Origin of the sequence: Paraburkholderia sp. BR10872 (assembly GCF_040965835.1) — a bacterium.
In the GTDB taxonomy this organism is placed as follows: Bacteria; Pseudomonadota; Gammaproteobacteria; order Burkholderiales; family Burkholderiaceae; genus Paraburkholderia; species Paraburkholderia nodosa_A.
Window position 1 is genome coordinate 59,055 of record NZ_JBFRCN010000036.1, and the last position, 23,274, is coordinate 82,328.

The 23,274-nt window shown below is 66.0% G+C and carries 22 protein-coding genes; 13 read left to right on the forward strand and 9 right to left on the reverse strand.

The window, feature by feature from the left end; genetic code table 11:
* Positions 1 to 24 precede the first annotated feature (24 nt).
* Positions 25 to 951, reverse strand: a complete 927-nt coding sequence (locus AB4Y43_RS25550) for a carbon-nitrogen hydrolase family protein (protein ID WP_368729047.1) — start codon at positions 949 to 951, stop codon at positions 25 to 27.
* Between the two features lie 78 nt (positions 952 to 1,029).
* Here AB4Y43_RS25550 and AB4Y43_RS25555 point away from each other — a divergent pair, with 78 nt between their 5' ends.
* Both AB4Y43_RS25555 and AB4Y43_RS25560 read left to right on the forward strand, forming a co-directional pair.
* The gene (locus AB4Y43_RS25555; RefSeq protein ID WP_368619195.1) at positions 1,030 to 1,941 is read left to right on the forward strand and encodes a LysR family transcriptional regulator; all 912 of its coding nucleotides are present in this window, start codon (positions 1,030 to 1,032) and stop codon (positions 1,939 to 1,941) included.
* Between the two features lie 117 nt (positions 1,942 to 2,058).
* The gene (locus AB4Y43_RS25560; protein ID WP_368729048.1) at positions 2,059 to 3,168 is read left to right on the forward strand and encodes a Rieske 2Fe-2S domain-containing protein; all 1,110 of its coding nucleotides are present in this window, start codon (positions 2,059 to 2,061) and stop codon (positions 3,166 to 3,168) included.
* Positions 3,169 to 3,206: 38 nt separating this feature from the next.
* Here AB4Y43_RS25560 and AB4Y43_RS25565 read toward each other — a convergent pair whose 3' ends face one another.
* From AB4Y43_RS25565 to AB4Y43_RS25590, 6 genes are all read right to left on the reverse strand, one after another.
* Positions 3,207 to 3,614: a DUF1801 domain-containing protein gene (locus AB4Y43_RS25565; protein ID WP_368729049.1), complete on the reverse strand. Its 408-nt coding sequence runs from the start codon at positions 3,612 to 3,614 to the stop codon at positions 3,207 to 3,209.
* A 102-nt stretch (positions 3,615 to 3,716) separates the two neighbouring features.
* Positions 3,717 to 5,180 carry a CHASE2 domain-containing protein gene (locus AB4Y43_RS25570; RefSeq protein WP_368729050.1) on the reverse strand — a complete coding sequence of 488 codons (1,464 nt, stop codon included), beginning with the start codon at positions 5,178 to 5,180 and terminating at the stop codon, positions 3,717 to 3,719.
* A 42-nt stretch (positions 5,181 to 5,222) separates the two neighbouring features.
* Positions 5,223 to 5,837 carry an OmpA family protein gene (locus tag AB4Y43_RS25575; RefSeq protein ID WP_256094906.1) on the reverse strand — a complete coding sequence of 205 codons (615 nt, stop codon included), beginning with the start codon at positions 5,835 to 5,837 and terminating at the stop codon, positions 5,223 to 5,225.
* Entirely contained in the window at positions 5,834 to 6,190 is a 357-nt protein-coding gene (locus tag AB4Y43_RS25580) for a FecR domain-containing protein (RefSeq protein ID WP_368729051.1), read from the reverse strand. Before AB4Y43_RS25580 ends, AB4Y43_RS25575 begins: the two co-directional genes overlap by 4 nt.
* Positions 6,191 to 6,479: 289 nt before the next feature.
* Entirely contained in the window at positions 6,480 to 7,787 is a 1,308-nt protein-coding gene (locus AB4Y43_RS25585) for an MFS transporter (RefSeq protein ID WP_368683621.1), read from the reverse strand.
* Positions 7,788 to 7,878: 91 nt separating this feature from the next.
* Complete coding sequence (locus tag AB4Y43_RS25590) at positions 7,879 to 8,961, reverse strand: tartrate dehydrogenase (protein ID WP_368619200.1); 1,083 nt, start codon at positions 8,959 to 8,961, stop codon at positions 7,879 to 7,881.
* A gap of 110 nt (positions 8,962 to 9,071) precedes the next feature.
* Here AB4Y43_RS25590 and AB4Y43_RS25595 point away from each other — a divergent pair, with 110 nt between their 5' ends.
* On the forward strand, positions 9,072 to 10,010 hold the full coding sequence (locus AB4Y43_RS25595) for a LysR family transcriptional regulator (RefSeq protein ID WP_069267051.1): 939 nt from the start codon (positions 9,072 to 9,074) through the stop codon (positions 10,008 to 10,010).
* Positions 10,011 to 10,017: 7 nt separating this feature from the next.
* Here AB4Y43_RS25595 and AB4Y43_RS25600 read toward each other — a convergent pair whose 3' ends face one another.
* Positions 10,018 to 11,502: a PLP-dependent aminotransferase family protein gene (locus AB4Y43_RS25600; protein WP_368729052.1), complete on the reverse strand. Its 1,485-nt coding sequence runs from the start codon at positions 11,500 to 11,502 to the stop codon at positions 10,018 to 10,020.
* Positions 11,503 to 11,624: 122 nt separating this feature from the next.
* Between AB4Y43_RS25600 and AB4Y43_RS25605 the strand changes: the two genes are divergently transcribed.
* From AB4Y43_RS25605 to AB4Y43_RS25630, 6 genes are all read left to right on the forward strand, one after another.
* Positions 11,625 to 12,263, forward strand: a complete 639-nt coding sequence (locus AB4Y43_RS25605; protein ID WP_368729053.1) for an FMN-binding negative transcriptional regulator — start codon at positions 11,625 to 11,627, stop codon at positions 12,261 to 12,263.
* Between the two features lie 29 nt (positions 12,264 to 12,292).
* A complete protein-coding gene (locus tag AB4Y43_RS25610) occupies positions 12,293 to 12,646 on the forward strand; it encodes a cupin domain-containing protein (RefSeq protein WP_368729054.1) in 354 nt (117 codons plus the stop codon).
* Between the two features lie 163 nt (positions 12,647 to 12,809).
* Positions 12,810 to 13,730 carry an SMP-30/gluconolactonase/LRE family protein gene (locus AB4Y43_RS25615; RefSeq protein WP_368729055.1) on the forward strand — a complete coding sequence of 307 codons (921 nt, stop codon included), beginning with the start codon at positions 12,810 to 12,812 and terminating at the stop codon, positions 13,728 to 13,730.
* A complete protein-coding gene (locus AB4Y43_RS25620; RefSeq protein ID WP_368729056.1) occupies positions 13,727 to 15,274 on the forward strand; it encodes a UxaA family hydrolase in 1,548 nt (515 codons plus the stop codon). Before AB4Y43_RS25615 ends, AB4Y43_RS25620 begins: the two co-directional genes overlap by 4 nt.
* Positions 15,275 to 15,345: 71 nt before the next feature.
* Complete coding sequence (locus AB4Y43_RS25625) at positions 15,346 to 16,620, forward strand: MFS transporter (protein WP_069266969.1); 1,275 nt, start codon at positions 15,346 to 15,348, stop codon at positions 16,618 to 16,620.
* Between the two features lie 57 nt (positions 16,621 to 16,677).
* Positions 16,678 to 17,796 (forward strand): malate/lactate/ureidoglycolate dehydrogenase, encoded by a 1,119-nt coding sequence (locus tag AB4Y43_RS25630; RefSeq protein ID WP_368729057.1) that lies wholly within the window; start codon positions 16,678 to 16,680, stop codon positions 17,794 to 17,796.
* A gap of 23 nt (positions 17,797 to 17,819) precedes the next feature.
* Here the strand turns inward: AB4Y43_RS25630 and AB4Y43_RS25635 are convergent, their stop codons facing one another.
* Complete coding sequence (locus AB4Y43_RS25635; protein WP_368683629.1) at positions 17,820 to 18,233, reverse strand: hypothetical protein; 414 nt, start codon at positions 18,231 to 18,233, stop codon at positions 17,820 to 17,822.
* A gap of 110 nt (positions 18,234 to 18,343) precedes the next feature.
* On the opposite strand from AB4Y43_RS25635, the gene AB4Y43_RS25640 reads away from it, so the two are divergent.
* The 4 genes from AB4Y43_RS25640 to AB4Y43_RS25655 all read left to right on the forward strand — a co-directional run bounded on the left by AB4Y43_RS25640 (position 18,344) and on the right by AB4Y43_RS25655 (position 23,216).
* A complete protein-coding gene (locus AB4Y43_RS25640; protein ID WP_368729058.1) occupies positions 18,344 to 19,270 on the forward strand; it encodes a LysR family transcriptional regulator in 927 nt (308 codons plus the stop codon).
* 146 nt (positions 19,271 to 19,416) lie between these two features.
* Positions 19,417 to 20,697, forward strand: coding sequence for an MFS transporter (locus AB4Y43_RS25645; RefSeq protein ID WP_368729059.1), 1,281 nt, complete (start codon positions 19,417 to 19,419; stop codon positions 20,695 to 20,697).
* Between the two features lie 29 nt (positions 20,698 to 20,726).
* On the forward strand, positions 20,727 to 21,827 hold the full coding sequence (locus AB4Y43_RS25650) for an NAD(P)H-dependent flavin oxidoreductase (protein WP_368729060.1): 1,101 nt from the start codon (positions 20,727 to 20,729) through the stop codon (positions 21,825 to 21,827).
* Between the two features lie 432 nt (positions 21,828 to 22,259).
* Complete coding sequence (locus AB4Y43_RS25655) at positions 22,260 to 23,216, forward strand: LysR substrate-binding domain-containing protein (protein ID WP_368729061.1); 957 nt, start codon at positions 22,260 to 22,262, stop codon at positions 23,214 to 23,216.
* Positions 23,217 to 23,274: the final 58 nt, after the last annotated feature.

Below are 23,274 nucleotides of genomic sequence, written 5' to 3' on the forward strand. Positions count from 1 at the left end.
CGCGCCTTTCGCTTCCGCGCGGCGTTACTCCGCGATGAACGAGACCGTGCGCTTGCGCCGTTCGTCGACCGCAAGCGCGAACACATCGGGCCGTGCGTAGTGGCCCACCACATCGAAATCGTAGCGGGCGCGCGTGAGTTCGTCGGTATCGATCTCGGCGACGATGAGCCCGGTTTCACCGCGCAGCGGGCCTGCCAGCACATCGCCGAGCGGCCCGACGATCAGGCTGCCGCCATTGATGAGCGGCCGGTTCTCGTCCCAGCCCGGCACTTCGACGCCGAGCGCCGCGGGCGAAGGCTGCACCTGGCACGCGCTGATCACGAAGCAGCGTCCTTCGTGCGCGATATGGCGCATGGAGCATTGCCAGATGTCGCGCTCATCCACGGTGGGCGCGCACCAGATCTGCACGCCCTTCGCGTACATCGCCGTGCGCAACAGCGGCATGTGGTTTTCCCAGCAGATGGCCGTGCCCGCGACGCCTGATTCCGTGCGAACGGTCGGCAGCGTCGAGCCGTCGCCCTGCCCCCAGATGAGCCGTTCCGTGCCCGTCGGCATGAGCTTGCGATGCTTCGCCACGAGCCCCTCACCCGGATTGAAGAACAGCGCGGTGCAAAAGAGCGTGCTGCCGTCGCGCTCGATCACGCCGATCACGAGCGATGCGCCGCAACGCGTCGAAAGCTCCGCGAGCGCTTCGGTTTCCGCGCCGGGCACGTCGACCGCATTTTCGTAGTAGCGCGCGAATGCCTCGCGGCCTTCGGGCAAGCGGTAGCCGAGGCGCGTGCCGAATATTTCTCCCTTCGGGTAGCCGCCGAGCAACGCCTCGGGCATGACGACGAGCTTCGCGCCCGAGGCGCGGATCTGCGCTTCGAACGAGAGAATCTGTTCCAGCGTGTGCGCTTTGCCGGCGGCGGACGAACCGATCTGCAGCGCGGCGACTTTCGACTTGGCCATGATGGCTCCCAGGGGTTGGACTGCCCACATCTTTCCACGGCGATAAAATCGCGAGAACGTATATCGATACTATGAGATATGAACCAGTTTGATATCGCCGGCGTGGACCTGAATCTGCTGAAGATATTCGAGGCGCTGTTCGAAGAGGGCGGGGCGAGCCGCGCCGCGATTCGCCTCGACATGACGCAGTCGGCCGTGAGCGCGGCGCTCAGGCGTCTGCGCGCACTTTATGCGGACACGCTGTTCGTGCGCACTGGCCGCGGGCTCGCGCCGACCTCGCGTGCGCAGGAGCTCAAGCCCGTGATCAGCGAAGCGCTCGACCGTTGCCGCCATAGCCTCGCGATCGCCTCGCCCGATGCCACCACGTTTCACGGTCGCGCGGTTTCCATCGGGCTTTCGGACGACTTCGAAGTGGCTTTCGGCCGGCGCATCATCGAAACGCTGGAAACCAGCGCGCCGGGTCTGCGCATCATCTTTCGCCAGACGCACAGTCAGATCGTCGCCGATGCGCTTGCCAATCAGGACATGGATCTGGCCGTCGCGGCGGGGGGCTTCGCTTCGCGCGGGCTGAGTCACCGGGTGCTCGGCGAGGGCAGCTATGCGTGCCTCGTGGACGACGCACCGCGCACGCCGCGGCGTTTGACGCTGAGCGACTACGTGTCGAGAGGGCACATCCTGGTGTCGTCGGGCGGCGTCGTCGGGATCGTCGACGAAGGGCTCGCCGCGCGGGGCCTGAAGCGCAATGTCGTGGCCTCGACGACGCATTTCGCCGCGTTGCCCTTTCTGCTCAAGGGCACGCGCAGCGTCGCCACGATTCCGCGCCACGCGGCCGAGGCGATCGCGCGCGTGACGGGCCTGAAGCTGCTCGAGTGTCCGATCGATCTGCCGCGCTATCCCGTGGAGCTCGGGTGGCGCAACAGTTCGCTGCGCGACGCCGCCATCGTCAAGGTCCAGGCGGCCATCATCGCGTGCTTTCCGGCAAAACACTGATCGACACGCATGCGCCATTCGCGTTGAATGGGCGGGCACGAGATTTGCGTCGACGTACCGATTTCCCGGAACGACGATAACGACCATATCGACGGACTCGACAAGGAGTTTCTCCGCATGCGCGCAATGCCTTTCCCCGACGGCTATACGATCGAGTCACATTTGCAGGAACCGCGCGACCTGCGCCGAGTGCCCATTCATCCCGATCACTGGTATCCGCTTGCCTGGTCGCGCGAACTCAAGCCCGGCAAGACGCTGGGCACGCATTTCGCCGGCGAGCCCATCGTGCTCTTTCGCACCGCGTCCGGCGCGGTGCACGCGCTCGAAGACCGCTGCGCGCATCGCCAGGTGCCGCTGCATGCGGGCGTGGTGGAGGGCGAGTCGCTTCGCTGCGGCTACCACGGCTGGACCTACGATTGTTCGGGCCAATGCGTGGACGTGCCTTACCTCGGCAGGGAGCGCCTGCCCAACGGCGTGCGCGCCTATCCGTGCCGCGAGGCGCACGGCATGATCTTCGTCTTTCCCGGCAACGCCACGCTCGCCGAAGCAACGCCGCTGCCCGTGCTGGATTCAGTCACGGACAAGGCATACAAGACGCGCCGCTTCGGGCAGGAGGTGAAGTGCCACTACTCGTTCATGCACGAGAATCTGATGGACATGAATCACCAGTTTCTGCACCGCCGCCAGATGGGCCAGATGCGGGCGCGTTCGCTTGGCCGGCGGCGTGGCGAGAACTCCATCGAAGTGGACTACACGTTCGCGCGCATCGCGGGCAAGCAGCCCGCAGGCGAGGCGCTCGTGTTTGGCGCGAGCAAGAACCGCGCGGACCCGAGCGACCAGAGCGTGATGACGATCCGCACGGAATATCCGTATCAAACGCTGAAAATACGCTCGGGCGACGACTCGCTCCTGATGGACCTTTGGATCGTCTATGTGCCGCTCGACGCACGGCAGCGCACGAACCGGACTTTTGGACTCCTTTCGATCCGCCGGCCCGCCATTCCCTTCCTGCTCGATGCGGCGTGGCCGCTGCTGGTCTGGTTCACGGAGCGCATCTTCAAGGAAGACCGCACCATCGTCGAACTCGAACAGGCCGCGCACGACAACCAGGGCGCGGACTGGAATCACGAAGTGTTTCCCGTCATCAACGAATTGCGCGACCTGCTGCGCGATTGCGGCGCGCGCACCGTGATTCCCATTCGCGAGATGATCGAGGCCGACGCCTGAGGCGAAGGTGCTTTGACGCGCGCCGCCTTGCGCTCGCGTCAGGCGGTTTTGCGGGCGCGCGGTTTGGCAGGCGCCTTTTTCTTCGCGTTGCCCTGGTTGAATTCGATCGCCGCGCGAATGAGCGCTGTGAGCGCGCGTTTGTCGACCTTGTCTCCCTCGAGCCAGTCGATGGCGCGCCGCGCGTTGCCGTCGAGCCCGGCGTTGAACAGCTGCTTCGGGTCGGGCAGACTCGCGCCGTACAGGAACGTAAGCTTCACCTTGCCCTTGTGCGCGTTGCCCACGGCGATCATGCCGTCCCGATACCACACGGGGCTGCCCATGTATTTCCATTCCTCGACGATCGCCGGGTCGGCTGCGAGAATGGCCTCGCGCATCGCGACGAAGGTTTCGCGGCGCCAGTCGGTGAGTTCCGCGATCAGCTGGTCAATCCGTTCCGATGGGGTCATTCGCGCTCCGTGCTTGCATGACTTCCTGTTGTCGGGCAATCAGGATCGTAATGTAGCACCGAGGTTGCCAGGTCGAAGCCATGCAGGCAACCGAAGCAATCGTTAAGTGTTGGTCGTCGCGCTCGAACCGGGCGTCTTGGCGGAGGTGGATGCGTTGTGCGCTTCCGGCTCCATGAGGGAGATGGTGAAGAAGCTGCCCATGACCGCGGAAAGAATGATGAAGATCGATGCGGCATCGACGAGGAAGCCGAAATAACGGAATACGAGGAAGCAAATCGAAAGCGTCAACAAGTTCAGCGTAAGGCCGATGATCGCGGAGGCCTTCGGCACGGCGCGCATGAAGACGGCAAGCCGTGAATCGTTGCGCGGCACATACCAGATGAAGAACAGGCCGAGCGCGAGGATGAAAACCGTCTCACACCAGATCAGCCAGTCCGGGCGCTGCAGGAATCTGCCCTCGAAAATCGTTTCGATGACCTGCGCCTGAATCTCGATGCCGGGCACCAGTTCGCCTAACGCCGTCGTGCGCATGTCGGTGAGGCCCGTGCCGGTGAGGCCGACGAGAATCAGCTTGTTGCGGATGCGGCTCGCATCGACCGCGCCTTGCAAAACGTCGCGTGCGGAAACATAACGCTGCTGCGTGCGCGCAATCGAGGCGAAATGCAGCCAGATATCGCCGTCGGGTTGCGTGGGCACCCGCACATCCGCCACGCCGACGCCTCGCACGCCGGATGGGCCCGCGAACACCTCGATGGCTGGCGAGCCGGTGGCCACGCGCAGTATCTCGATGGGCAGGCTCGGCACAAGTTTGTCGCCAAGACCCAGCACGAGCGGAATGCGCCGTACCGTGCCCTGTTCCTGTGCAACGTTGAGCATGGCCTGGCCGTGGGCGGCGCCCTGCAATTCGGGGAGGCTCGCGAGCACGTAATTGAAGCGGTGAACGTTCGCGAGGGCGTCCGGGCCGTGCACGAGCACGGGGGCGCTCAGGATGTCGGTGCGCGTCGTGGAGGTCGCGTAGTCGAAGGCTGCTGCGCCGAGAATCGAAGGCGATGCGCGCAACGCGGTCGCGAGAATGCGCTCATGGCTGGGCAGCGCGCGCAGTTGCGTAGCGAGCGCGGCCTCCGAGGCGGGCAGGTTGTCGGCCACGATGCCAGGCGAGGTCTGGTCGGGCTCGGGCATGTAGATGTCGAGGCCGATCGCCAGCGGTCTGTTCGCCTCGATCGCATCGACGAGCCCGGCGAGGCGATTGCGCGGCCAGGGCCATTGGCCGAAGGTTTCGAGCGTCTTGTCGTCGATCTCGACGATGGTCACTGGCTGCGTGGTCGGCACGCGAGGAAAGCGGCGCTGGTAGTGGTCGAAAAGAAGCTGGCGTGCCGAGCCGAAGGTGTCGGGCAACACGGTATCGAGCGTGTCGAGCAAGGCCGGCCGCGCAATATCGCCGGGCCATTCGCTGCACAGGTTGATGAACAGAAGCGTCAAGAGCACCGCAAGCGCCCAGGGGCGCCCTTTGCGCGCCCGGATCATGCGCCTGAGGAAGGCGATGCATGAGTTGCGGTAGCGTTTCATGGTGGCATGGGATCGATGAAGCGCATCGCGGATCGATACGGATTACTGAACGGTGATGACCGCGCGACGGTTTGCCTGGTTGGGTACGCCGTCCGCGGTATGGACGAGCGGCTCGCGCTTGCCTCGGCCTGCAACTTCGATCTGCTGCGCGGGTATGCCTGACTTGACCAGAAACGACGCCACGCTTTGCGCCCGGCGCATGGAAAGCCGGTCGTTGAACTCCTGGGAGCCTGCCATATCGGTGTGGCCGACCACCGTGAGGTGAGGCGCGGGCCAGTTCGCCAATACCTTTTTCAACTCGGCGACGGTGGCCGCGGACTCGGGCGCAAGCTGCGTGGCGGAGTCGAATACGAAGTTGATCGTGAACGTTCGGGGCCTGGGCGGCTCTGCGGCCAGCAGGTCGCCGTACTGGGCATCCACCGCGGCTTTGTTGCCGGCGGTTTGCTCGATCGCACCGCTTTTCGAAACATCGGCGCGCGTGTAGGCCTTATTGATGACTTGCGTCTTGCCGCCGTTATGCACGATCACGTTGCCGACGCTGCCGTCCGGGTTGGGCAGGAGCGTGATCTTGTCGGGCGTGCTGCACGCGCAGAGGCACGCGCACAGCGTGAGCGCCATGCATTGCGGCAGGCAGTGTGCGGCGTTCGTCGTCTTCAATGATCGGTCTCCCCGCTTCCTCCCACCTCGATGATGAACTCCGTGCCGCGTACGCCGAGTGTGGTGGTGGGCGTGCTGTAGCGCACGGCTTCCGGATTGGCCTTTGCGAGCTTGCCGTCGACCACGGCGAGCGAGCCGCGCTTGATGCTCACGTCGAGCGCGCCGTCGTAGGTGGTGGTGTCGAATGCGAACTTGTTGAGATCGAGAACGGAGTTGGCGCCCTCGGTCAGCAGCGTGTCGTCGCGCAGGGTGATGCCGACGGAAGACGCGGGGCCGGTCAGGACGCGGTCGCTCGCGAACACCTCGCTGCCGACCGCGACGCCGACCGGCTGACTCGCACGCTCGATATGCACCGAGCCTTTGATCGTCTTGACTATGCCAATTGCATCGGCTGCGTGCGCATCGAAGGCTGGCGGGCACCCGCAGGCGAGAAGCAAGGCATATTGGATGGCTTGGCTACGCACTGGCGATACCGTTTGGCGAAACGAACGTGAGGGCTCGCGCCGGGTCTCTCGGGCACCCGGCGAGGATAGTGACTCCGCGCGGCCTGCTCCGTGCGCTAGCGCACATAGTGCAAGCGCACTCAACGTGCGCCAGAATCGGCAAAACTCGGCCGATGCCCGCGCAAGGGCCTGCCTGCTTTCAGTGATCGTGCCTTACCTGCGCCATCACCGGCTGGCTCGCCTTGCGGCTCAGCATCAACGTCACGACCGCGGAAAGCGCGAGCGTCGCGCCAACGACGTACAAGCCCGCGGCATAACTCCCGGTCTGGGTTTTCAGCCATCCGATCACGGCGGGCCCGACGAACCCGCCGAGGTTGCCGATCGAATTGATCATGGCGATGCCCGCTGCGGCCCCGGCGCCGGAGAGGAACATGCTGGGCATGGCCCAGAGCGGCGCCTTGGCGGCGCTGATGCCGACATTGACCACCACGAGCGCCAGCACGATCATCAGCGCGGTGCTGGCCTGCCCCGCGAAGAGGAAGCCCACGCATGCGAGCACGCAGGGAATCACGACGTGCCAGGTGCGCTCTGCGGTGCGGTCGGAGTGCCGCGCCCAGAGAATCATGGCGACGACCGCCACGATGCTCGGAATCGCGTTCAGCAGCCCGGTTTCGAGCGCGCTGAAGCCATATTGCCGGATGATGAGCGGCGCCCACAGGCCCAGCGTGTACAGGCCGGCCGAGGTGCCGAAGTAGATCAGCGCGAGCGCCAGCACGCGCGGGTCGCGCAGGGCGCTCAGCGCCCCGGCTGTGTGGCCTGCGTGGCCTTCGCGCGTTCTCGCTTCGTCGGCGAGCTTTGCCATGAGCCAGTCGCGTTCTTGCGGCTTCAGCCAGTGTGCTTTCGAAGGCGCATCGGTGAGAACTTTCAGGACCACGAAACCGAGCAGCACAGCGGGAACCGCTTCGATCACGTAGAGCAGCTGCCAGTTGGCGAGCCCGAACAGGGTCGGCAATTGCATGAGCGCGCCGGAAATCGGCGAACCGAGCGCCGTCGAAATCGGCGCCGCCGCCATGAACCACGCCGCGGCTGCCGCGCGTTGCTTCGTCGGGAACCAGAGGCTCAGGTAAAGGATGATGCCGGGGAAAAAGCCCGCCTCCGCTACGCCGAGCAAAAAGCGCAGCGCATAGAAACTGGTGGGGCCGGTCACAAAGGCGGACGCCGCCGAAACGATGCCCCACGTGACCATGACGCGCGCGATCCAGATGCGCGCGCCGACGCGGTGCAAGATGAGATTCGAAGGCACTTCGAACAGAAAGTAGCCGATGAAGAAGAGGCCGCCGCCGAGGCCGAACGCCGTGGGCGAGAGGCCGATCGCCTTGTTCATCGTCATTGCCGCGAAGCCCACGTTGACCCGGTCGAGAAAGCTCACGAAATAGAGCAGCATGACGAACGGGATGATGCGCCACATGAGCTTGCGCGTGACGATTGCTTCGGTATCCGAATTCACGTGTCTCCTCCCTGGAGGGTTCGGCGGGGGCATGCGGGTATTTTTGGTGTCACGCGCCCCCGTGTCTGCTTTTTTAACGGCGCGCTAGCGCTCAGGCAGCGACGGCCGCCTTCTCGACGAGTTCGCACACCGCGGCCGTGACCTGCGCCGTGGTCGCCTTGCCGCCCAGGTCGCCGGTGTGCAGCGCGGGGTTCGCGGTCACGGTCTCGATGGCCTGCATCACATGAGCGGCGGCTTCGGTCTCGCCGAGGTGCTCGAGCAGCATCGCGACCGACCAGAACGTGCCGATCGGATTCGCCAGTCCCTTGCCCATGATGTCGAAGGCCGAACCGTGGATCGGCTCGAACATCGACGGATAACGCCGCTCGGGGTCGATGTTGCCGGTCGGCGCGATGCCCAGGCTGCCCGCGAGCGCGGCGGCGAGGTCGCTGAGAATATCCGCGTGCAGGTTGGTCGCGACGATCGTATCGAGCGAAGCCGGGCGGTTGACCATGCGCGCCGTGGCGGCGTCCACCAGTTCCTTGTCCCACTTCACGTCCGGGAACTCCTTCGAGATCTGTTGCGCGATCTCGTCCCACATCACCATGGCATGGCGTTGCGCGTTGCTTTTGGTGATGACCGTGAGCAGCTTGCGCGGGCGCGACTGCGCGAGGCGGAACGCAAAGCGCAGGATGCGCTCGACCCCGGCGCGCGTGAGAATCGAGACATCGGTCGCGGCTTCGAGCGGATGCCCCTGGTGCACGCGGCCGCCCACACCCGAATACTCGCCTTCGGAGTTCTCGCGCACGATCACCCAGTTGAGGTCTTCGGGCTTGCAGCGCTTCAGAGGCGCGTCGATGCCGGGCAGGATGCGCGTTGGGCGCACGTTCGCGTACTGATCGAGGCCCTGGCAGATCTTCAGGCGCAGGCCCCAGAGCGTGATGTGGTCGGGCACGTCGGGGTCGCCCGCGGAACCGAACAGAATGGCGTCCTTGTTGCGGATGGCGTCGAGCCCGTCGGCCGGCATCATCACGCCGTGCTGGCGGTAGTAGTCGGCGCCCCAGTCGAAGTTTTCGAATTCGAACGCGAAGCGCTGCGTGGTTTTCGCAAGCGCTTCCAGCACTTCCTTGCCCGCGGGCACGACTTCCTTGCCGATGCCGTCGCCGGGAATGGTCGCGATGCGATAGGTCTTCATGTCTCGTTCCTGTGAAGTGAGGCCAGTGTGGGTTCACTTTACCGAACTCCCGGTTCAAAAACCGGTGCTAGACTCAAAGCATCCTTAACTTGAATTCACAAGTGGCGACCGTGACCGACACCGTTCTACCCGCCGATCTTGGCTTTTTCTCGACGCTCGCCTCCTCGGGCAGCCTGAGCGCCGCCGCGCGCGAACTGGGCCTCACGCCCGCCGCCGTGAGCAAGCGGCTCGCGCAAATGGAGGAGCGCGCCGGCGTGCCGCTCGTGAACCGCACGACCCGCCGCATGATGCTGACGCCAGAGGGCGAGGTGTACCTGGAGCACGCGCGCCGCATTCTCGACGAGATCGACGAGCTGGGCGAGCTGCTGGGCGGCTCGAAGAAGCATCCCAAGGGCTTGCTGCGCGTGAACGCGACGCTCGGCTTTGGGCGCAGCCATATCGGGCCCGCGCTTTCGCGTTTCGTCGCGCAGTATCCACAGGTTTCCGTGCAGCTTCAGCTTTCGGTCATGCCGCCGCCGCTCACGGAAGATTCATACGATGTCTGCATCCGCTTCGGCGAGCCGCCCGATACGCGCGTGATCGCGCGGCGTCTCGCAGCGAACCGGCGTTTGCTCTGCGCTTCGCCCGCCTATCTCGCGAGCCGGGGCACGCCCGCCACGCCGCACGACCTCGTCAAGCACAACTGCATCAGCATTCGTCAGGGCGACGAAGCCTATGGCGTGTGGCGGCTTTCGCACGAGCGCGGCAATGCGCGCAAATCGGAAGCCGTCCGGATCAATGGCAATCTCACGACCAACGACGGCGAGATTGCCGTGAAGTGGGCGCTGGACGGGCATGGCATTTTGATGCGCGCGGAATGGGACATCAACGAGTATCTGGCGGACGGGCGGCTCGTGGTCGTGCTGCCCGAGTATGAAACGCCCGGTGCGGATATCTACGCCGTGTATGCGCAGCGGCACCAGTTGTCCACGCGCATTCGGGCTTTCGTCGACTTCCTCGCTATCGAATTGAGCAAGTCGCAGCGATATCCAGTAGCCCGAAGCGCTTAGCGATGCTTCATGTCGCCGCCGTGGCGATCACGGCGGCGAGGCGCTCCGCGGCCGCTTTCATTTGCGCGCTGATAAAGCCGCCAAAACCCAGGATGAGCCCTGGGCGTGCGGTGCCCGCGGCGAACATCGGCGACGCTGCGCGCACCGCGATACCCTCGTTCGCTGCAAGCCGCACGATTTCGTGATCGTCCAGCCTCGCGGCGAGCCAGAGCACGAGATGCATGCCCTGATCGCCAGGCTCGATCCACGCGAGTTCACGGGGCAAAAGCGCTTCGAGCGTTTCGATCAGGCTGAGCCGCTGCTCGGCATAGACGTTGCGCACCTTGCGGACGTGTCGCTCGAGGTGCCCCTCGGTCATGAAGGCGGCGAGCACGTGTTGATCGGCCGTCGGCGGATGGCGGTCCATGAGCACGCGCGCGCCGCAGAACGCATCTACGAGGCTGGGCGGCACGACGACGTAGCCAAGCCGCAGTGACGGAAACAAGATCTTGCTGAAGGTGCCGAGATACACCACGCGATCGGGCGCGAGGCCCTGAAGCGCCGGAAACGGAGAGCCCTCGTAGCGCAGTTCGCTGTCGTAGTCGTCTTCGACGACCCAGCCATGGGCCGAGCGCGCCCAGGCGAGCAACGCCGCGCGCCGCGCCATGCTCAGCGGCATGCCGAGCGGATATTGATGCGAAGGCGTGACGAACGCCACGCGCGCCTTCGGAGCCATGCGAATGCCGGCCTCGACGTCGAGACCCTCGGCGTCCACGGGCACGCGCACCATGGCGTCGCGGTAGGGCAGGCTTTCGAGGATGGCGGTGACGCCACGATAGGCCGGGTTCTCGACCAACGCCTGGTCGCGCGGCCCCAGCAGCACCTGGCTTGCGAGAAAGAGCCCCTGCTGGGTGCCGCTCGTCACGATGACCTGATCCGCTTCGCAGCGCACCGAGCGGGACTTGCGCACATAATCGGCAATCGCTTCGCGCAGCGCCAGGGCGCCCAGCGGGTCGGCATAGCCGGTCGGCGAGGCGGGGCCCCGCGCGCGCAGACGGTTGCCGAGCCGGCGCCAGACGTCGCCGGGGGCGGTCATACCCGTTGGCACCGATATGGCAAACGGTACTGGAGGAAGCGGCTTGAACTCGCGTCCGATCCTGGCGAACGCTTCGGCGCGCTCCGGCAGCCCGGCTTGCGCCGCCTGCGATGAAGCCACGCGGGGCTCGCGCGCGGGCGGCTCCGCCAGTGCGAGCGCCACGCGGGTACCTGCCCCGGCTTTCGATTCAAGAAAGCCTTCGGCTATCAGCTGTTCGTAGGCCTCGACCACCGTACCGCGCGCGACCCGGAGCGAAGCGGCGAGCGCGCGAGTGGAAGGCAGCGCATCGGCGGGCCGCAGATCGCCTTTGCGCACCGCTTCGCGCAGCGCCTCTGCGACCTGGCGGCTGAGATTGCCGGCCTCCCGGTCCAGCGTGCCGAACGATGGCATCTCGGCGGCCTGCGCGGTTCTGGGCATGATTCTGGTTCACTGGGATATGAATAAACTGGATCTATAGAATAAACCACTTTTGCGGCAGACTCGGGTTTGTGGCGGCTGCGGCCGCGCTCGCCCATCACCTTACGAGCAGGGACAAACGCATGTACGTACCAGCCCATTTCGCCGAAAACCGCAAAGACGTTCTGCACGATTGCATCGCCCAACATCCGTTCGGCACGTTGGTCACGCAGGGCAAAAGCGGGCTCGATGCCAATCACATCCCCTTTGAACTCGCGGCGGGCGAGGGCGAGTTGGGCGTGCTGCGTGCGCACGTCGCGCGGGCCAACCCGGTTTGGCAGGACGTGGCGAACGGCGACGACGTGCTCGTGATCTTTCGCGCGGGCGACGCGTATATTTCACCGAACTGGTATCCGAGCAAGCACGAGGCGCACAAGCAGGTGCCGACCTGGAATTACGTCGTGGTCCATGCTCACGGGCGCATCAAGATTCTCGACGACGAGCGCTACGTGCGCGGCGTGATTGGCCGCCTGACGCGCACGCACGAAGCCACGCAGCCCACGCCCTGGAAGATGGCCGATGCGCCCAAGGACTACACGGACACGCTCGTCAAGGCGATCGTCGGCGTGGAGATCGAGATCACGCGTCTGGTCGGCAAGAGCAAGCTCAGCCAGAACAAGGAAGAGCGCGATATTCGCGGCGCGGGCGACGCGCTCAAATCGAGCGGCGAGTCTCGCATCGCCGACGCCATGCTCGCCGCTGCCGACGCGAAGGCGCAATAACGCGCACCCGCGCACACGAGGGCACCGTCATGGCAAACGACCCGTCGCTCGCGCCTGGGTTCTCAGGCATCGATTCAGCGAGCCTGCCATGGGTGCCCTCCCGCTTCGCGCCAGGCGTGGAGGTGAAGAACCTCGGCAAGGCAGATGGCCGCGTGATGCAACTGGTCCGGTTCGCTGCAGGGGCAACGTTCCCTGATCACCGCCATACGGGCCCCGAGTTCATCTACATGCTCGAAGGCGAGGCCGTGCAAAACGGCCGGCGGCTCACTGCGGGATACGTGGGCATTGCCGAACGGGGCACCGTCGACGCAGGATTTCATAGCGACACGGGCTGCGTGTTCCTGCTCGTTTACGACCTGGACCAGGTGTTCGACAAAACCTGATCGCCACACAGGCTCGCGGGGAAACACGGGTAAACCACATTCCAGGCGCTTGAAGAAAATCTTCACAGGCCTATTCAACTAGTATTTAATAAACCGGCGCGGCAGTGAGCGACGGGTCACGCGCGTCGCCGTGACCTGACCCTGACGGTACGAGGCCGGAACGATGAATCCCCACGAATACGAAATCCACGATGCGCGCTTTCGCATGCTGCTGCAGCCCAACGCGCAGTTCGAGAAGCTCGCGGGCGGCTGCATGTGGGCGGAAGGACCGGTGTGGTTTCCCGCCGGCGACTTTCTTGTCTGGAGCGACATTCCCAACAACCGGATGATGCGCTGGGTGCCCGGCATCGGCACGGGCGTGTTCCGCGCGAACTCGAATTTCAGCAATGGCAACACGCTCGACCGCGAATGCCGGCTCGTGACCTGCGAGCACGGCACGCGACGCGTCACGCGCACGGAGCACGACGGGCGCATCACCGTCATTGCCGACCGCTACGAAGGTCATCGGCTGAATTCTCCCAACGACGTGATCGTGCATTCGGACGGCTCGATCTGGTTCACCGACCCCGACTACGGCATTCTCGGCGACTACGAGGGCTTTCGCGCGCCGAGCGAGATCGGCGCATGCCATGTGTATCGCGTGGCGCCCGATACGGGCGTGGTGCAGCGCATGGCCGACGACTTCATGAAGCCCAACGGGCTCGCCTTCTCGCCCGATGAATTGCGGCTCTATGTGGCCGACTCGGGCGCGTCGCATATCGAGAACGGCCCGCATCACATCCGCGTATTCGACGTGGATCCGCACGGCGGGTTGCACAACGGGCGGTTATTCGCGGACGTTTCGCCTGGGGTGCCGGACGGCATGCGCGTGGACGAGCATGGCAACGTCTGGACGAGCGCGGGCGACGGCATCCACTGCTATGCGCCCGATGGCACGCTGCTCGGCAAGATTCTCGTGCCGGAGACGGTCGCGAATCTCGTGTTCGGCGGCCCGAATCGCAATCGCCTATTCATTGCAGCCAGCACGTCGCTGTACTCGCTTTACGTTGGCGTGCGCGGCGCTGCTTACGGAGACCGGCTATGACACTTCTCGACTCCGCCTCGCTTTCGTCCGCGCTCATTCTCCTCGATCGGCGCGACGACGTTGCCATCGCGCGCGGGCAGTTGATGCCTGGCTCGGCACTCTATGGCGACCAAACGGTCGCGGGCATGATTCCGCCGGGCCACAAGGTCGCGCTGCGCGACATCGAGCCAGGAGAGCCGGTGCGTCGCTACGGGCAGATCATCGGCTTTGCGAGCCGGCCGATTCGCTGCGGCGAACACGTGCATACGCAGAATCTCTCGATGGGCGATTTCGAGCGCGACTACGCCTTCGGCGTGGACGCGCACGACACGCCCGCCGCTGCGCAACCGGCCACGTTTCTCGGCATTCGGCGCGCGGATGGTCGCGTCGCGACGCGTAATTACATAGGCATCCTGACGTCTGTGAACTGCTCGGCCACGGTCGCGCGCGCGATTGCCGATCACTTTCGCCGCGACATCCACCCCGAAGCGCTGGAAGCGTTCCCCAACGTGGATGGCGTGGTGGCGCTCACGCACGGCGAAGGCTGTGCGCTAGCGGCCGAGGGCGAGCCGATCACGGTGTTGCGCCGCACGCTCGCGGGTTATGCGCGGCACCCCAACTTTTACGCCGTGCTGATCGTCGGGCTCGGCTGCGAGACGAATCAGATCGACGGTCTCGTGGAAGCGGAACAACTCGAGCGCAGTACGCGCCTCTCGACCATGACGATCCAGCAGACGGGCGGCACCGCGCGCACGGTGGCAGCGGGCATCGAACAGGTGCGTGCGCTGCTGGCCGATGCGAACCGCGTGACGCGCGAGCCGGTCGATGCGCGTCACCTCATGGTCGGCTTGCAGTGCGGCGGCTCGGACGGCTATTCCGGCATTTCCGCGAACCCGGCGCTCGGCGCGGCCGTGGACCGGCTCGTCATGCACGGCGGCACGGCGATCCTCTCCGAAACGCCCGAAATCTACGGCGCCGAGCATCTGCTCACGCGGCGCGCGGTGTCGCGCGAGGTGGGTGAAAAGCTGGTGGCGCGCATTCGCTGGTGGGAAGCGTATTGTGCGCGCATGGAAGCCAACATGAACAACAACCCGTCTGCCGGCAACAAGGCGGGCGGCCTCACGACCATTCTCGAAAAGTCGCTCGGCGCGGTGGCGAAAGGCGGGACGACGCGGCTCGTCGAAACCTACGAATACGCGCAGCCCGTGCGCGCCCAGGGTCTCGTGTTCATGGATACGCCGGGCTACGACCCGGTGTCCGCCACAGGCCAGGTGGCGGGCGGCGCCAACCTGATCTGCTTCACGACGGGCCGCGGCTCGGCCTACGGCTGCGCGCCTTCGCCGTCGCTCAAGCTCGGCACCAACAGCGCGCTGTGGCGACGCCAGGAAGAAGACATCGACCTGAACTGCGGCCGCATTCTGGACGGCGAGCAAAGCGTGGACGAGGCCGGTGCTGCGATCTTCGAGCTGATGCTCGCGACGGCCTCCGGGCAGCGCACGAAGAGCGAGCTGCACGGTTACGGCCAGAACGAATTCGTACCCTGGCATTTGGGGGCGGTCATGTAGAGCAGGAGCGACTCGGACAGGCGCCGCAACTCGAGGAGGAGACGACGCCACATTCAGAAGGAGTGCTTTCGATGAAGGAAAAATCGCGCTGGCTGGTCATTTTCTTCTGTTTTCTGGCGATAGCGGTCAACTACATCGACCGCGCCAATCTCGCGGTTGCGGCGCCGCACATCATGAAGGACCTCGGCATTGGTCCTGCCGCCATGGGGCTGCTGCTCAGCGGCTTCTTCTGGACTTACGCCGTGATGCAACTGCCGTTTGGCTGGTTCGTCGACCGGGCCGGCGCGCGCATCGCATTGCCGTTCGCCGTGGGCTGGTGGTCGGTGTTCACCGCGGCCACCGCGGTGGCGGGCGGCTTCGCGGCGATGTTCGGCTGCCGGCTCATGCTCGGCGTGGGCGAGGCGGGGGCGTATCCGTCGTGCGCGAAGCTCGTGAGCCAATGGTTCTCGCGCGATGAACGCGCGCTCGCCACGAGCATCTTCGACAGCGGCTCGCGCGTGGGCTCCGCACTCTCGCTGCCGCTCGTGGCCGCCATCATGGCCGCGTGGGGCTGGAAGGCGTCGTTCGTGATTACCGGCGCGCTCGGGCTCGTGTGGATCCTGGGCTGGATCGTGATGTACCGGGAACCCGAGGCGCGGGCCGCACTCGACAAGCCGCGCGCCCCCGCGCCGGCCGCCGCCTCGATACGCTGGAGCGGCCTGTTCCGCTACCGCACCGTGTGGGGCATGATGCTCGGCTTCTTCTGCCTGAACTTCGTCATTTACTTCTTCATTACGTGGTTCCCGAGCTATCTCGTCGAGGCGCGCGGTTTCTCGCTCAAGTCGCTCGGTACGCTCGGCACTTTGCCCGCCATCGCCTCGATACCGGGCGGCTGGCTGGGCGGCTGGCTTTCCGATGCACTCGTGAAGCGCGGCTGGAGCCTGACGGCTGCGCGCAAGACGTGCATCGTCGGCGGCATGCTGCTTTCGTCCGTGATCACGCTAACCGGCGTTGTTCAGGATATCTATGTAATGCTCGCACTCTTCGCGATTGCTTATGGGAGCCTCGCGGCTGCGGCGGCCAGCATATGGTCGCTGCCTGCCGACGTCGCGCCCACGCCGCGGCATGTCGCTTCGCTGGCGGGCATTCAGAACTTCGCGTCGAATCTCGCAGGCATCGCGTTGACGACGTTTACCGGCGTGATGCTGCAGCTCACGCGCGGCTCGTTCACGATTCCGCTCGTGGTCGCCGGTGGGTTTTGCGTGCTCGGCGCGGTGAGCTATCTTGTGATTGTCGGACGCGTCGAGCCGCTTGAGGCTCCCGAGGCCAGCCGCGTCGACCAACCGGCTTACGCGCCGCGCACGTAAGCACGTAACCACGAAGGCGCGGCCTCTTACTCCGCTGCCATACACAGGGTCACGTACATGTCGAATGCCGCTGCTGCAAAAGGTTCAGAAGTCGTTATCGAGGCTCGTGCGCTGCACGCCTTCGTCGTCGCCAGCTGGCGCGCGGCCGGCAGCGAGGCGCGCGAGGCGACGCTGGTTGCCGATCATCTCGTCGAAGCCAATCTCGCCGGGCACGACTCGCACGGCGTGGGCATGATTCCGCGCTATATGCTGTCGTGCCGCGAAGGCGAGCTCAAACTGAACGCGCACGCGCAGGTCGCGCGCGACGCGGGCGCGGTGCTCACGATCGAAGGCGGGCGCGGTTTCGGGCAAGTCACGGCGTTCGAGGCGATGGAACACGGCATCGAGCGCGCGAAATCGCTCGGCGTGTGTGCACTCGGCCTGCGCAACGCGCATCACATCGGACGTATCGGGCACTGGGCGGAGCAATGCGCGCGCGCCGGGCTCGTGTCGTTCCACTTCGTCAACGTCGCGGGCGATCCGCTCGTCGCGCCGTTCGGCGGCATCGACCGGCGCTTCGGCACCAATCCGTTTTGCGCGGCGTTTCCGCTCGAGGGGCGCTCGCCGCTGGTGCTCGACTTCGCCACGAGCGCGATTGCCGCGGGGAAAGTGCGCGTGGCCTACAACAAGGGCGTGGATGTGCCAGCCGACGCCCTGATCGACAGCGATGGCCGCCCCACGCGCGATCCGGGCGCGCTGTTCAGCGATACGCAGCACGGTGCGCTGCGCGCTTTCGGCGGCGCGGTGGCGGGCCATAAGGGTTCGGGGCTCGCCGCGATGTGCGAAATTCTGGCGGGCGCGCTCTCGGGCGGCTTCACCACGCGCGAGCAAACCATCGTCTCCACGCACGCGATCGTCAATTGCATGACGTCGGTGATCGTCGATCCGGCGGCGTTCGACGCGCCCTCGCGCGAGCACGAAGCGCTCGCGTTCGTGGAATGGCTGAAGGCCACGCGGCGCGCAGCGGGTGTCGACGAGATCCTGCTGCCCGGCGAGCGCGAGGACGCGACGCGGCGGCAGCGCGAAGCGCAGGGCATTCCCGTGGATGCGACGAGCTGGTCGCAGATCGTCGATGCCGCGCGCATGGCGGGCGTGACTGAGGCGGAAATCGCGGCGTGCGAGCGCAGCGCGCGTTAACTGCCAGGCTAACTACGTTCCGCTCACTCGTCGCACCTCACCTCGTTTTTGGGCGCGACGATGATCACCGGGTAGGTGCCGCGATCGAGTTCGACGCGCACGACGATGGCGGTGGTGGCGGGGTCGCTATCGTCGTACACGCTCACCTTCTCGTTCTTCAATAGCGTGACGCCGGTGCAGCCGGACGCGTGGCTGTCGTCGTCGGCGATCTTGCATTGAATCTCGTTGTCCTTGAGGTAGCGAATGCGGTCGCGGTCGGGCGTGGCCAGATAGTCGCGCACGCTTTGCGCCGAGCCTGCCACGCCCGTCACATAACCGATCGCGCAGTCGCGCTTCGAATTCGGATCGCCCGACGACGTCTGGGCAAGGGCGGGCGTTGCGACCAGCGCCATGGCAGCGAAGGCAGCGAGGACCGGCGAGAGGGTAGGACACTTCATGAGTGATCGATTGCCGCAAAAGTGGAAGCGCCGATTTTAACGCCTGCGCGATATCCGCTAAGATCGACGCGGAATTCACAGAGCGAAGCGACCGCAAGCCAGAACGCGCAATGGACCGAATCGACGCCATGAAGGTTTTCGTCGCCACGCTCGACGAGGGAAGTCTCGCGGGCGCGGGCCGCCGGCTGGGCCGCTCGCCCGCCGCGGTGAGCCGGGCCATTGCGTTCCTCGAGGAGCACACCGGCACGGCGCTGCTGTACCGCACCACGCGCACGATCCGCCTGAGCGAGGCGGGCGAGCGCTATGCGCTGGCATGCCGGCGCATTCTCGCCGATCTCGAGGAAGCCGACCTGCTCGCCGCCGACGAACGCTCCGCGCCGCGCGGGCTGCTGGGCGTCACGGCGGCGGTGGCCGTGGGCGAAGAAGTGCTGCGCCCGATGATCGAGGCGTTCATCGACCGCAACCCCGAGGTGTCGATCCGTCTGCACCTGCTCGACCGGCCCGCGAACCTCATCGACGAGGGCATCGACGTGGCGTTGCGCATTGCGCATCTGCAGGATTCGACGCTCGTCGCCATCCCGGTGGGCGAGGTGCGGCGCGTGGTGGTCGCCTCGCCCGACTATCTCGCCACGCATCCGGCTATCGAGACGCCCGCCGATCTCGCGAGCCACCCGATCATCTCGATGACGCATTTCGGGCTCGACTCGTGGAGCTTCCCGGCGGCGCGTCAGACCGCGCTGCCCCAGGTCGTGCAATTCTCGCCGCGCTTCATCGTGAATACCATACGCGCGGCGCGGGCTTCGGCCGTGGCGGGGCATGGCGTCACGCGGCTCTTTTCCTATCACGTGGCCGAAGAGGTCGAGGCGGGCCGGCTCCGGATCGTCCTGCGCGACAGCGAGCATGGGCCGCTGCCGGCGAATCTCGTCACGCCGCACGGGCGCCTCTCGGTGCCCAAGGTGCGCAGTTTCGTCGATTTCGCCGCGCCCCGGCTACGCGAGTACTTCGAGGAGGCCCGGCGCATTACCGACGCCGATTGAGCACATCTTCACCATTCGTTCGCCTCACGGAAGAATGACTTACGTATCGCGGCGATTCTCTCGCTGCGCGATCTAACCTAGACTGGCTCCCATGCGGCGTTCGGGCTCGCGCTCTTCGTCGATCTCTTCTCTGCGTTGAGGGCCAAGTGAATACCACTGTTTCCTCGCCCGCGGCTGCGCTGCGGCAGTCAAAGCCGCAACCGCGCGGCTACTCGGAGCGCAATGCGCAGTACTGGCGGCGCAATCTCGTCGTGTGCGTGATCGGCTCGTTCACGACGCTCGTGAGCCTCAGCATGCTGCTGCCATTCCTGCCGCTCTACGTTCGGCAGCTCGGCGTGAGCTCGCAGTCCGCCGTGATCCAGTGGTCGGGCGTGGCATTCGGCGCGACCTTCCTCGGCACGGCGCTCACCGCCCCGATCTGGGGCCGCCTTGCCGACCGCTATGGCCGCAAGCCCATGCTCGTGCGCGCGGCCATCGGCATGGCCGTGGTGATGTCGTTGATCGGCGTGGCGCACAATGTGTACGAGCTCGTCGCGCTGCGTCTGATCGCCGGCCTCGTAGGTGGCTACGCGTCGGCTTCCACGGTGATGGTCGGCACCCAGGCGCCGCGCGAGCGCGCGGGCTGGGCGCTCGGCATTCTTTCCACGGGCGCGCTCGCGGGCAATCTCGTCGGGCCGCTGGTGGGCGGCGTGCTGCCCGGCTGGATCGGCATTCGCGGCACTTTTTTCGCCGGCGGCGCGATGATCGCCGTGGCGGCGCTCCTGACCATCTTTGTCGTGAAGGAAGAGTTTCATCCCGAAAGCGACGCGAAACCGCACGCAAGCAACGCGGCGGCCGGTTCGGGCAGCGGTGCGCGCCGCCCCGACTATTCGGTGGTGGCCGCGCTGCTCGTGACCGCGATGATGGTGCTGCTCGCCAACATGTCGATCGAGCCCGTCATCACGGTGTATATCGGCAGTCTGGGCGTGGGCGCGGCGCATCTCGCGCGCGTGGCGGGCGTGGTCATGGCATGCTCGGCGCTTGGCAGCATGCTCACGGCGGCGCGCCTCGGCGCACTGGCCGACCGCTTCGGGAGCTGGCGCGTGATCGTCGCCTGCCTCGTGCTCACCGGGCTCGCGATGGTGCCGCAAGCGTTCGTCACACACTGGTGGCAGCTCGCGGGCCTGCGCGTGGTGATGGGCATGACGCTCGCGGGGCTCTTGCCTTCCATCGGCAAGCTCGCGCGGCAGTCGGTAGACGAAAGCAAAACGGGCCGCATGCTCGGCTATTTGCAGTCGGCGCAATTCAGCGGCCAGGTGGTGGGGCCGGTGATCGGCGGCGTGGTCGGCGTTCACTTCGGTCTGCACGCCGTGTTCTTCGCGACCGGCGCGCTGCTGGTCGCATGCGGCGGACTCGCGCACTGGGCCCAGCGCCGCGCTCACGCTTGAAACGGGAACGGATCCGGAGGGAACGCAACATGAGCACTCAAGTGGACCAGCGGGCGTTGCTGCGCTCGCTCGGCATTCAGAAGCCGATCATCCAGGCGCCCATGGCGGGCACTACCACGCCGGCGCTGGCCGCCGCCGTGTCGAATGCGGGCGCGCTCGGTTCGCTGGGCGTGGCCGCGATGAACGCGGAGAACGCGCGTCGCGCGATCCACCAGACGCGCGAGCTGACGGCGAAGCCGTTCAACGTCAACGTGTTCTGCCATCGCCCGGCCACGCCCGACGCGGCCGTGGAGCGCGCGTGGCTCGACTGGCTCGCGCCGGTGTTCGAGCAATACGGCGCGAAGCCGCCTGCCTCGCTCTCGGAGATCTACATGAGCTTCGTCGTCGACAAGGCCATGCAGTCCATGCTGCTGGAAGAGAAGCCGGCCGTGGTGAGCTTCCATTTCGGCCTGCCGCCCGATGCGGTGATCGCCGAGCTCAAGCACGCGGGCGTCCGGTTGTTTGCGAGCGCAACGAATCTCGACGAAGCGGCCGCAGCGGTGGAGGCGGGCGTGGATGCGATCGTCGCGCAGGGTGTGGAGGCGGGCGGCCATCGCGGCGTGTTCGATCAGAACGCCCGCGACGACGGCCTCGGCACGTTCGCGCTCACGCGCCTGCTGGTGAGCGAATTCGACGTGCCCGTGATCGCGGCGGGCGGCATCATGGACGGCGCAGGCATCGCGGCCGCGCTCGCGCTGGGCGCGCAGGCGGCGCAACTGGGCACGGCGTTCGTGGCCTGCCCGGAGAGCGCGGCCGACGAAGGCTATCGCGCCGCCTTGCTCGGCGACCCCGCGCGCCATACGACGTTCACCTCGGCAATCTCGGGGCGCCTTGCGCGCAGCATCGTCAATCGCTTCACCGCGCTTGGCGAGGATCCGAAGGCGCCGCGCGTTCCGTCTTATCCGATTACGTACGACGCGGGCAAGGCGCTGATCGCGGCTGCGAAGGCCAGGGGTGAATTCGGCTACGGGGCGCAGTGGGCGGGCCAGGCCGCGCCGCTCGCGCGCGCGTTGCCGGCGGCGGAGCTGGTGGCGCAACTGGAGCGCGAGACGCGCGAGAGCATCGCACGGCTGCAGTCGGTATGGGCTTGAGCGGCATTTGATCGACGCAAACGGGAACATCGGCACGCGCGATGGATGCGCGTGCCGATGTTCCTTTAGGCGGCGGCAAAGACGGCTGCAGGCAGGCAGAATCTGCGCGATCACCACGAGTTCGACGGGCAGATCGAGGGGCAGTCGCGCATGCGAGAACGCGGAGCGCGCGTGCCCGGCCTTCTCGCCGAGCACGGCGGCGAAAAGATCCGATGCGGCGTCGAGCACGGCAGGCTGCTCGAGAAAGCCTTCTGGCCTTGTAGTTGCCGAGCGGTTGCGGCGCGGCGGCCAGAGCGAGACCGAGATCGGCAAGTTTTTGTTCGACGGACACCATGTTCTCCTCGAGTGGCGATGCGTATTCGCCTCATGTTGGACGCATCAGAATAGAACTAAAGCATCTGGCGCGAGCTGGAGCCATCAGGAGAAAAGGGCATGCAACGCAAATTCGACGATCTGCTGCTGGGCAGCATCGAACTGTTCTGCCAGGCGGCGGAGCTGGGCAGCTTCACGCTGGCGGCCAATGCGGCGAGCGTCACGCCCGCCGCGGTGAGCCGGTCCGTGGCGCGGCTCGAAGAGCGGCTCGGCGTGCGCCTGTTCGTGCGCACGACGCGCCAGATTCGCCTGACCGATGCGGGGCGGCGCTACTTCGAGCAGTGCCGCCAGGCGCTCTCGCAACTCGTGGACGCGGAGCGCGAAGTCACAGGCGAACAGACCACGCCGGCTGGCGTGCTGCGCATCAGCATGCCCACGCCCTACGGGCACTATCGCGTGCTGCCGCTCTTGCCGGCGTTTCGCGAGCGCTATCCGGAGGTGCAGGTCGACACGCATCTGAGCAACCGCAACATCGACTTCGCCGACGAAGGCTTCGACCTGGCGATCCGCGGGCGCGCGCCCGCCGATTCCAACCTGGTGGCGCGCAAGCTGGAAGACGCGGAGATGGTGGTGGTGGCCACGCCCGCCTATCTGAAGCGCGCGGGCGTGCCCAAGACCGTGGCGGATCTGCAGTCGCACGAATGCATACAGTTCGAACTGCCAAGTAGTGGGCGCCATCTTGCCTGGACGTTCGACGGCAATGTCAATGAAGATGGCGACGTGATCACGAGCGGAAGTTACGGAACGTCGGGCGACGCGCTCGCCGGCGTAACGCTCGCGCGCGCGGGAGCGGGGCTGTTCCAGACGTATCGCTTCGTCGTCGCCGACGACCTGCGCGAAGGCCGGCTCGTGGAAGTGCTGCGAGAGGAGGGAGGGCGTACCCGGCCGTTCATCCTGCTGTATCCGCATGCACGTTATTTGACGTCGCGGGTGCGGGCGTTCGTGGATTTTCTGGTGGAGCAGCTTTCGGCGCCTGCGGTTTCGCCAAAAGCGAAAATCGGAATGGCAAAGCGTTGAAGCGCGACTAGCGGAATAGCCTCGCCGCTGGATCGTTTACGCAAAACGCGGGGCGCGC

Bases quoted from the DNA above. Each gene is read 5' to 3' on its own strand.
- AB4Y43_RS25615 (WP_368729055.1), top strand. From the start codon at position 12,810: ATGAATCCCCACGAATACGAAATCCACGATGCGCGCTTTCGCATGCTG.
- AB4Y43_RS25550 (WP_368729047.1), bottom strand. From the start codon at position 951: ATGGCCAAGTCGAAAGTCGCCGCGCTGCAGATCGGTTCGTCCGCCGCC.
- AB4Y43_RS25555 (WP_368619195.1), top strand. From the start codon at position 1,030: ATGAACCAGTTTGATATCGCCGGCGTGGACCTGAATCTGCTGAAGATA.
- AB4Y43_RS25635 (WP_368683629.1), bottom strand. From the start codon at position 18,233: ATGAAGTGTCCTACCCTCTCGCCGGTCCTCGCTGCCTTCGCTGCCATG.
- AB4Y43_RS25640 (WP_368729058.1), top strand. From the start codon at position 18,344: ATGGACCGAATCGACGCCATGAAGGTTTTCGTCGCCACGCTCGACGAG.
- AB4Y43_RS25625 (WP_069266969.1), top strand. From the start codon at position 15,346: ATGAAGGAAAAATCGCGCTGGCTGGTCATTTTCTTCTGTTTTCTGGCG.
- AB4Y43_RS25560 (WP_368729048.1), top strand. From the start codon at position 2,059: ATGCGCGCAATGCCTTTCCCCGACGGCTATACGATCGAGTCACATTTG.
- AB4Y43_RS25630 (WP_368729057.1), top strand. From the start codon at position 16,678: ATGTCGAATGCCGCTGCTGCAAAAGGTTCAGAAGTCGTTATCGAGGCT.
- AB4Y43_RS25600 (WP_368729052.1), bottom strand. From the start codon at position 11,502: ATGCCCAGAACCGCGCAGGCCGCCGAGATGCCATCGTTCGGCACGCTG.
- AB4Y43_RS25565 (WP_368729049.1), bottom strand. From the start codon at position 3,614: ATGACCCCATCGGAACGGATTGACCAGCTGATCGCGGAACTCACCGAC.
- AB4Y43_RS25570 (WP_368729050.1), bottom strand. From the start codon at position 5,180: ATGAAACGCTACCGCAACTCATGCATCGCCTTCCTCAGGCGCATGATC.
- AB4Y43_RS25605 (WP_368729053.1), top strand. From the start codon at position 11,625: ATGTACGTACCAGCCCATTTCGCCGAAAACCGCAAAGACGTTCTGCAC.
- AB4Y43_RS25610 (WP_368729054.1), top strand. From the start codon at position 12,293: ATGGCAAACGACCCGTCGCTCGCGCCTGGGTTCTCAGGCATCGATTCA.
- AB4Y43_RS25620 (WP_368729056.1), top strand. From the start codon at position 13,727: ATGACACTTCTCGACTCCGCCTCGCTTTCGTCCGCGCTCATTCTCCTC.
- AB4Y43_RS25650 (WP_368729060.1), top strand. From the start codon at position 20,727: ATGAGCACTCAAGTGGACCAGCGGGCGTTGCTGCGCTCGCTCGGCATT.
- AB4Y43_RS25590 (WP_368619200.1), bottom strand. From the start codon at position 8,961: ATGAAGACCTATCGCATCGCGACCATTCCCGGCGACGGCATCGGCAAG.
- AB4Y43_RS25655 (WP_368729061.1), top strand. From the start codon at position 22,260: ATGCAACGCAAATTCGACGATCTGCTGCTGGGCAGCATCGAACTGTTC.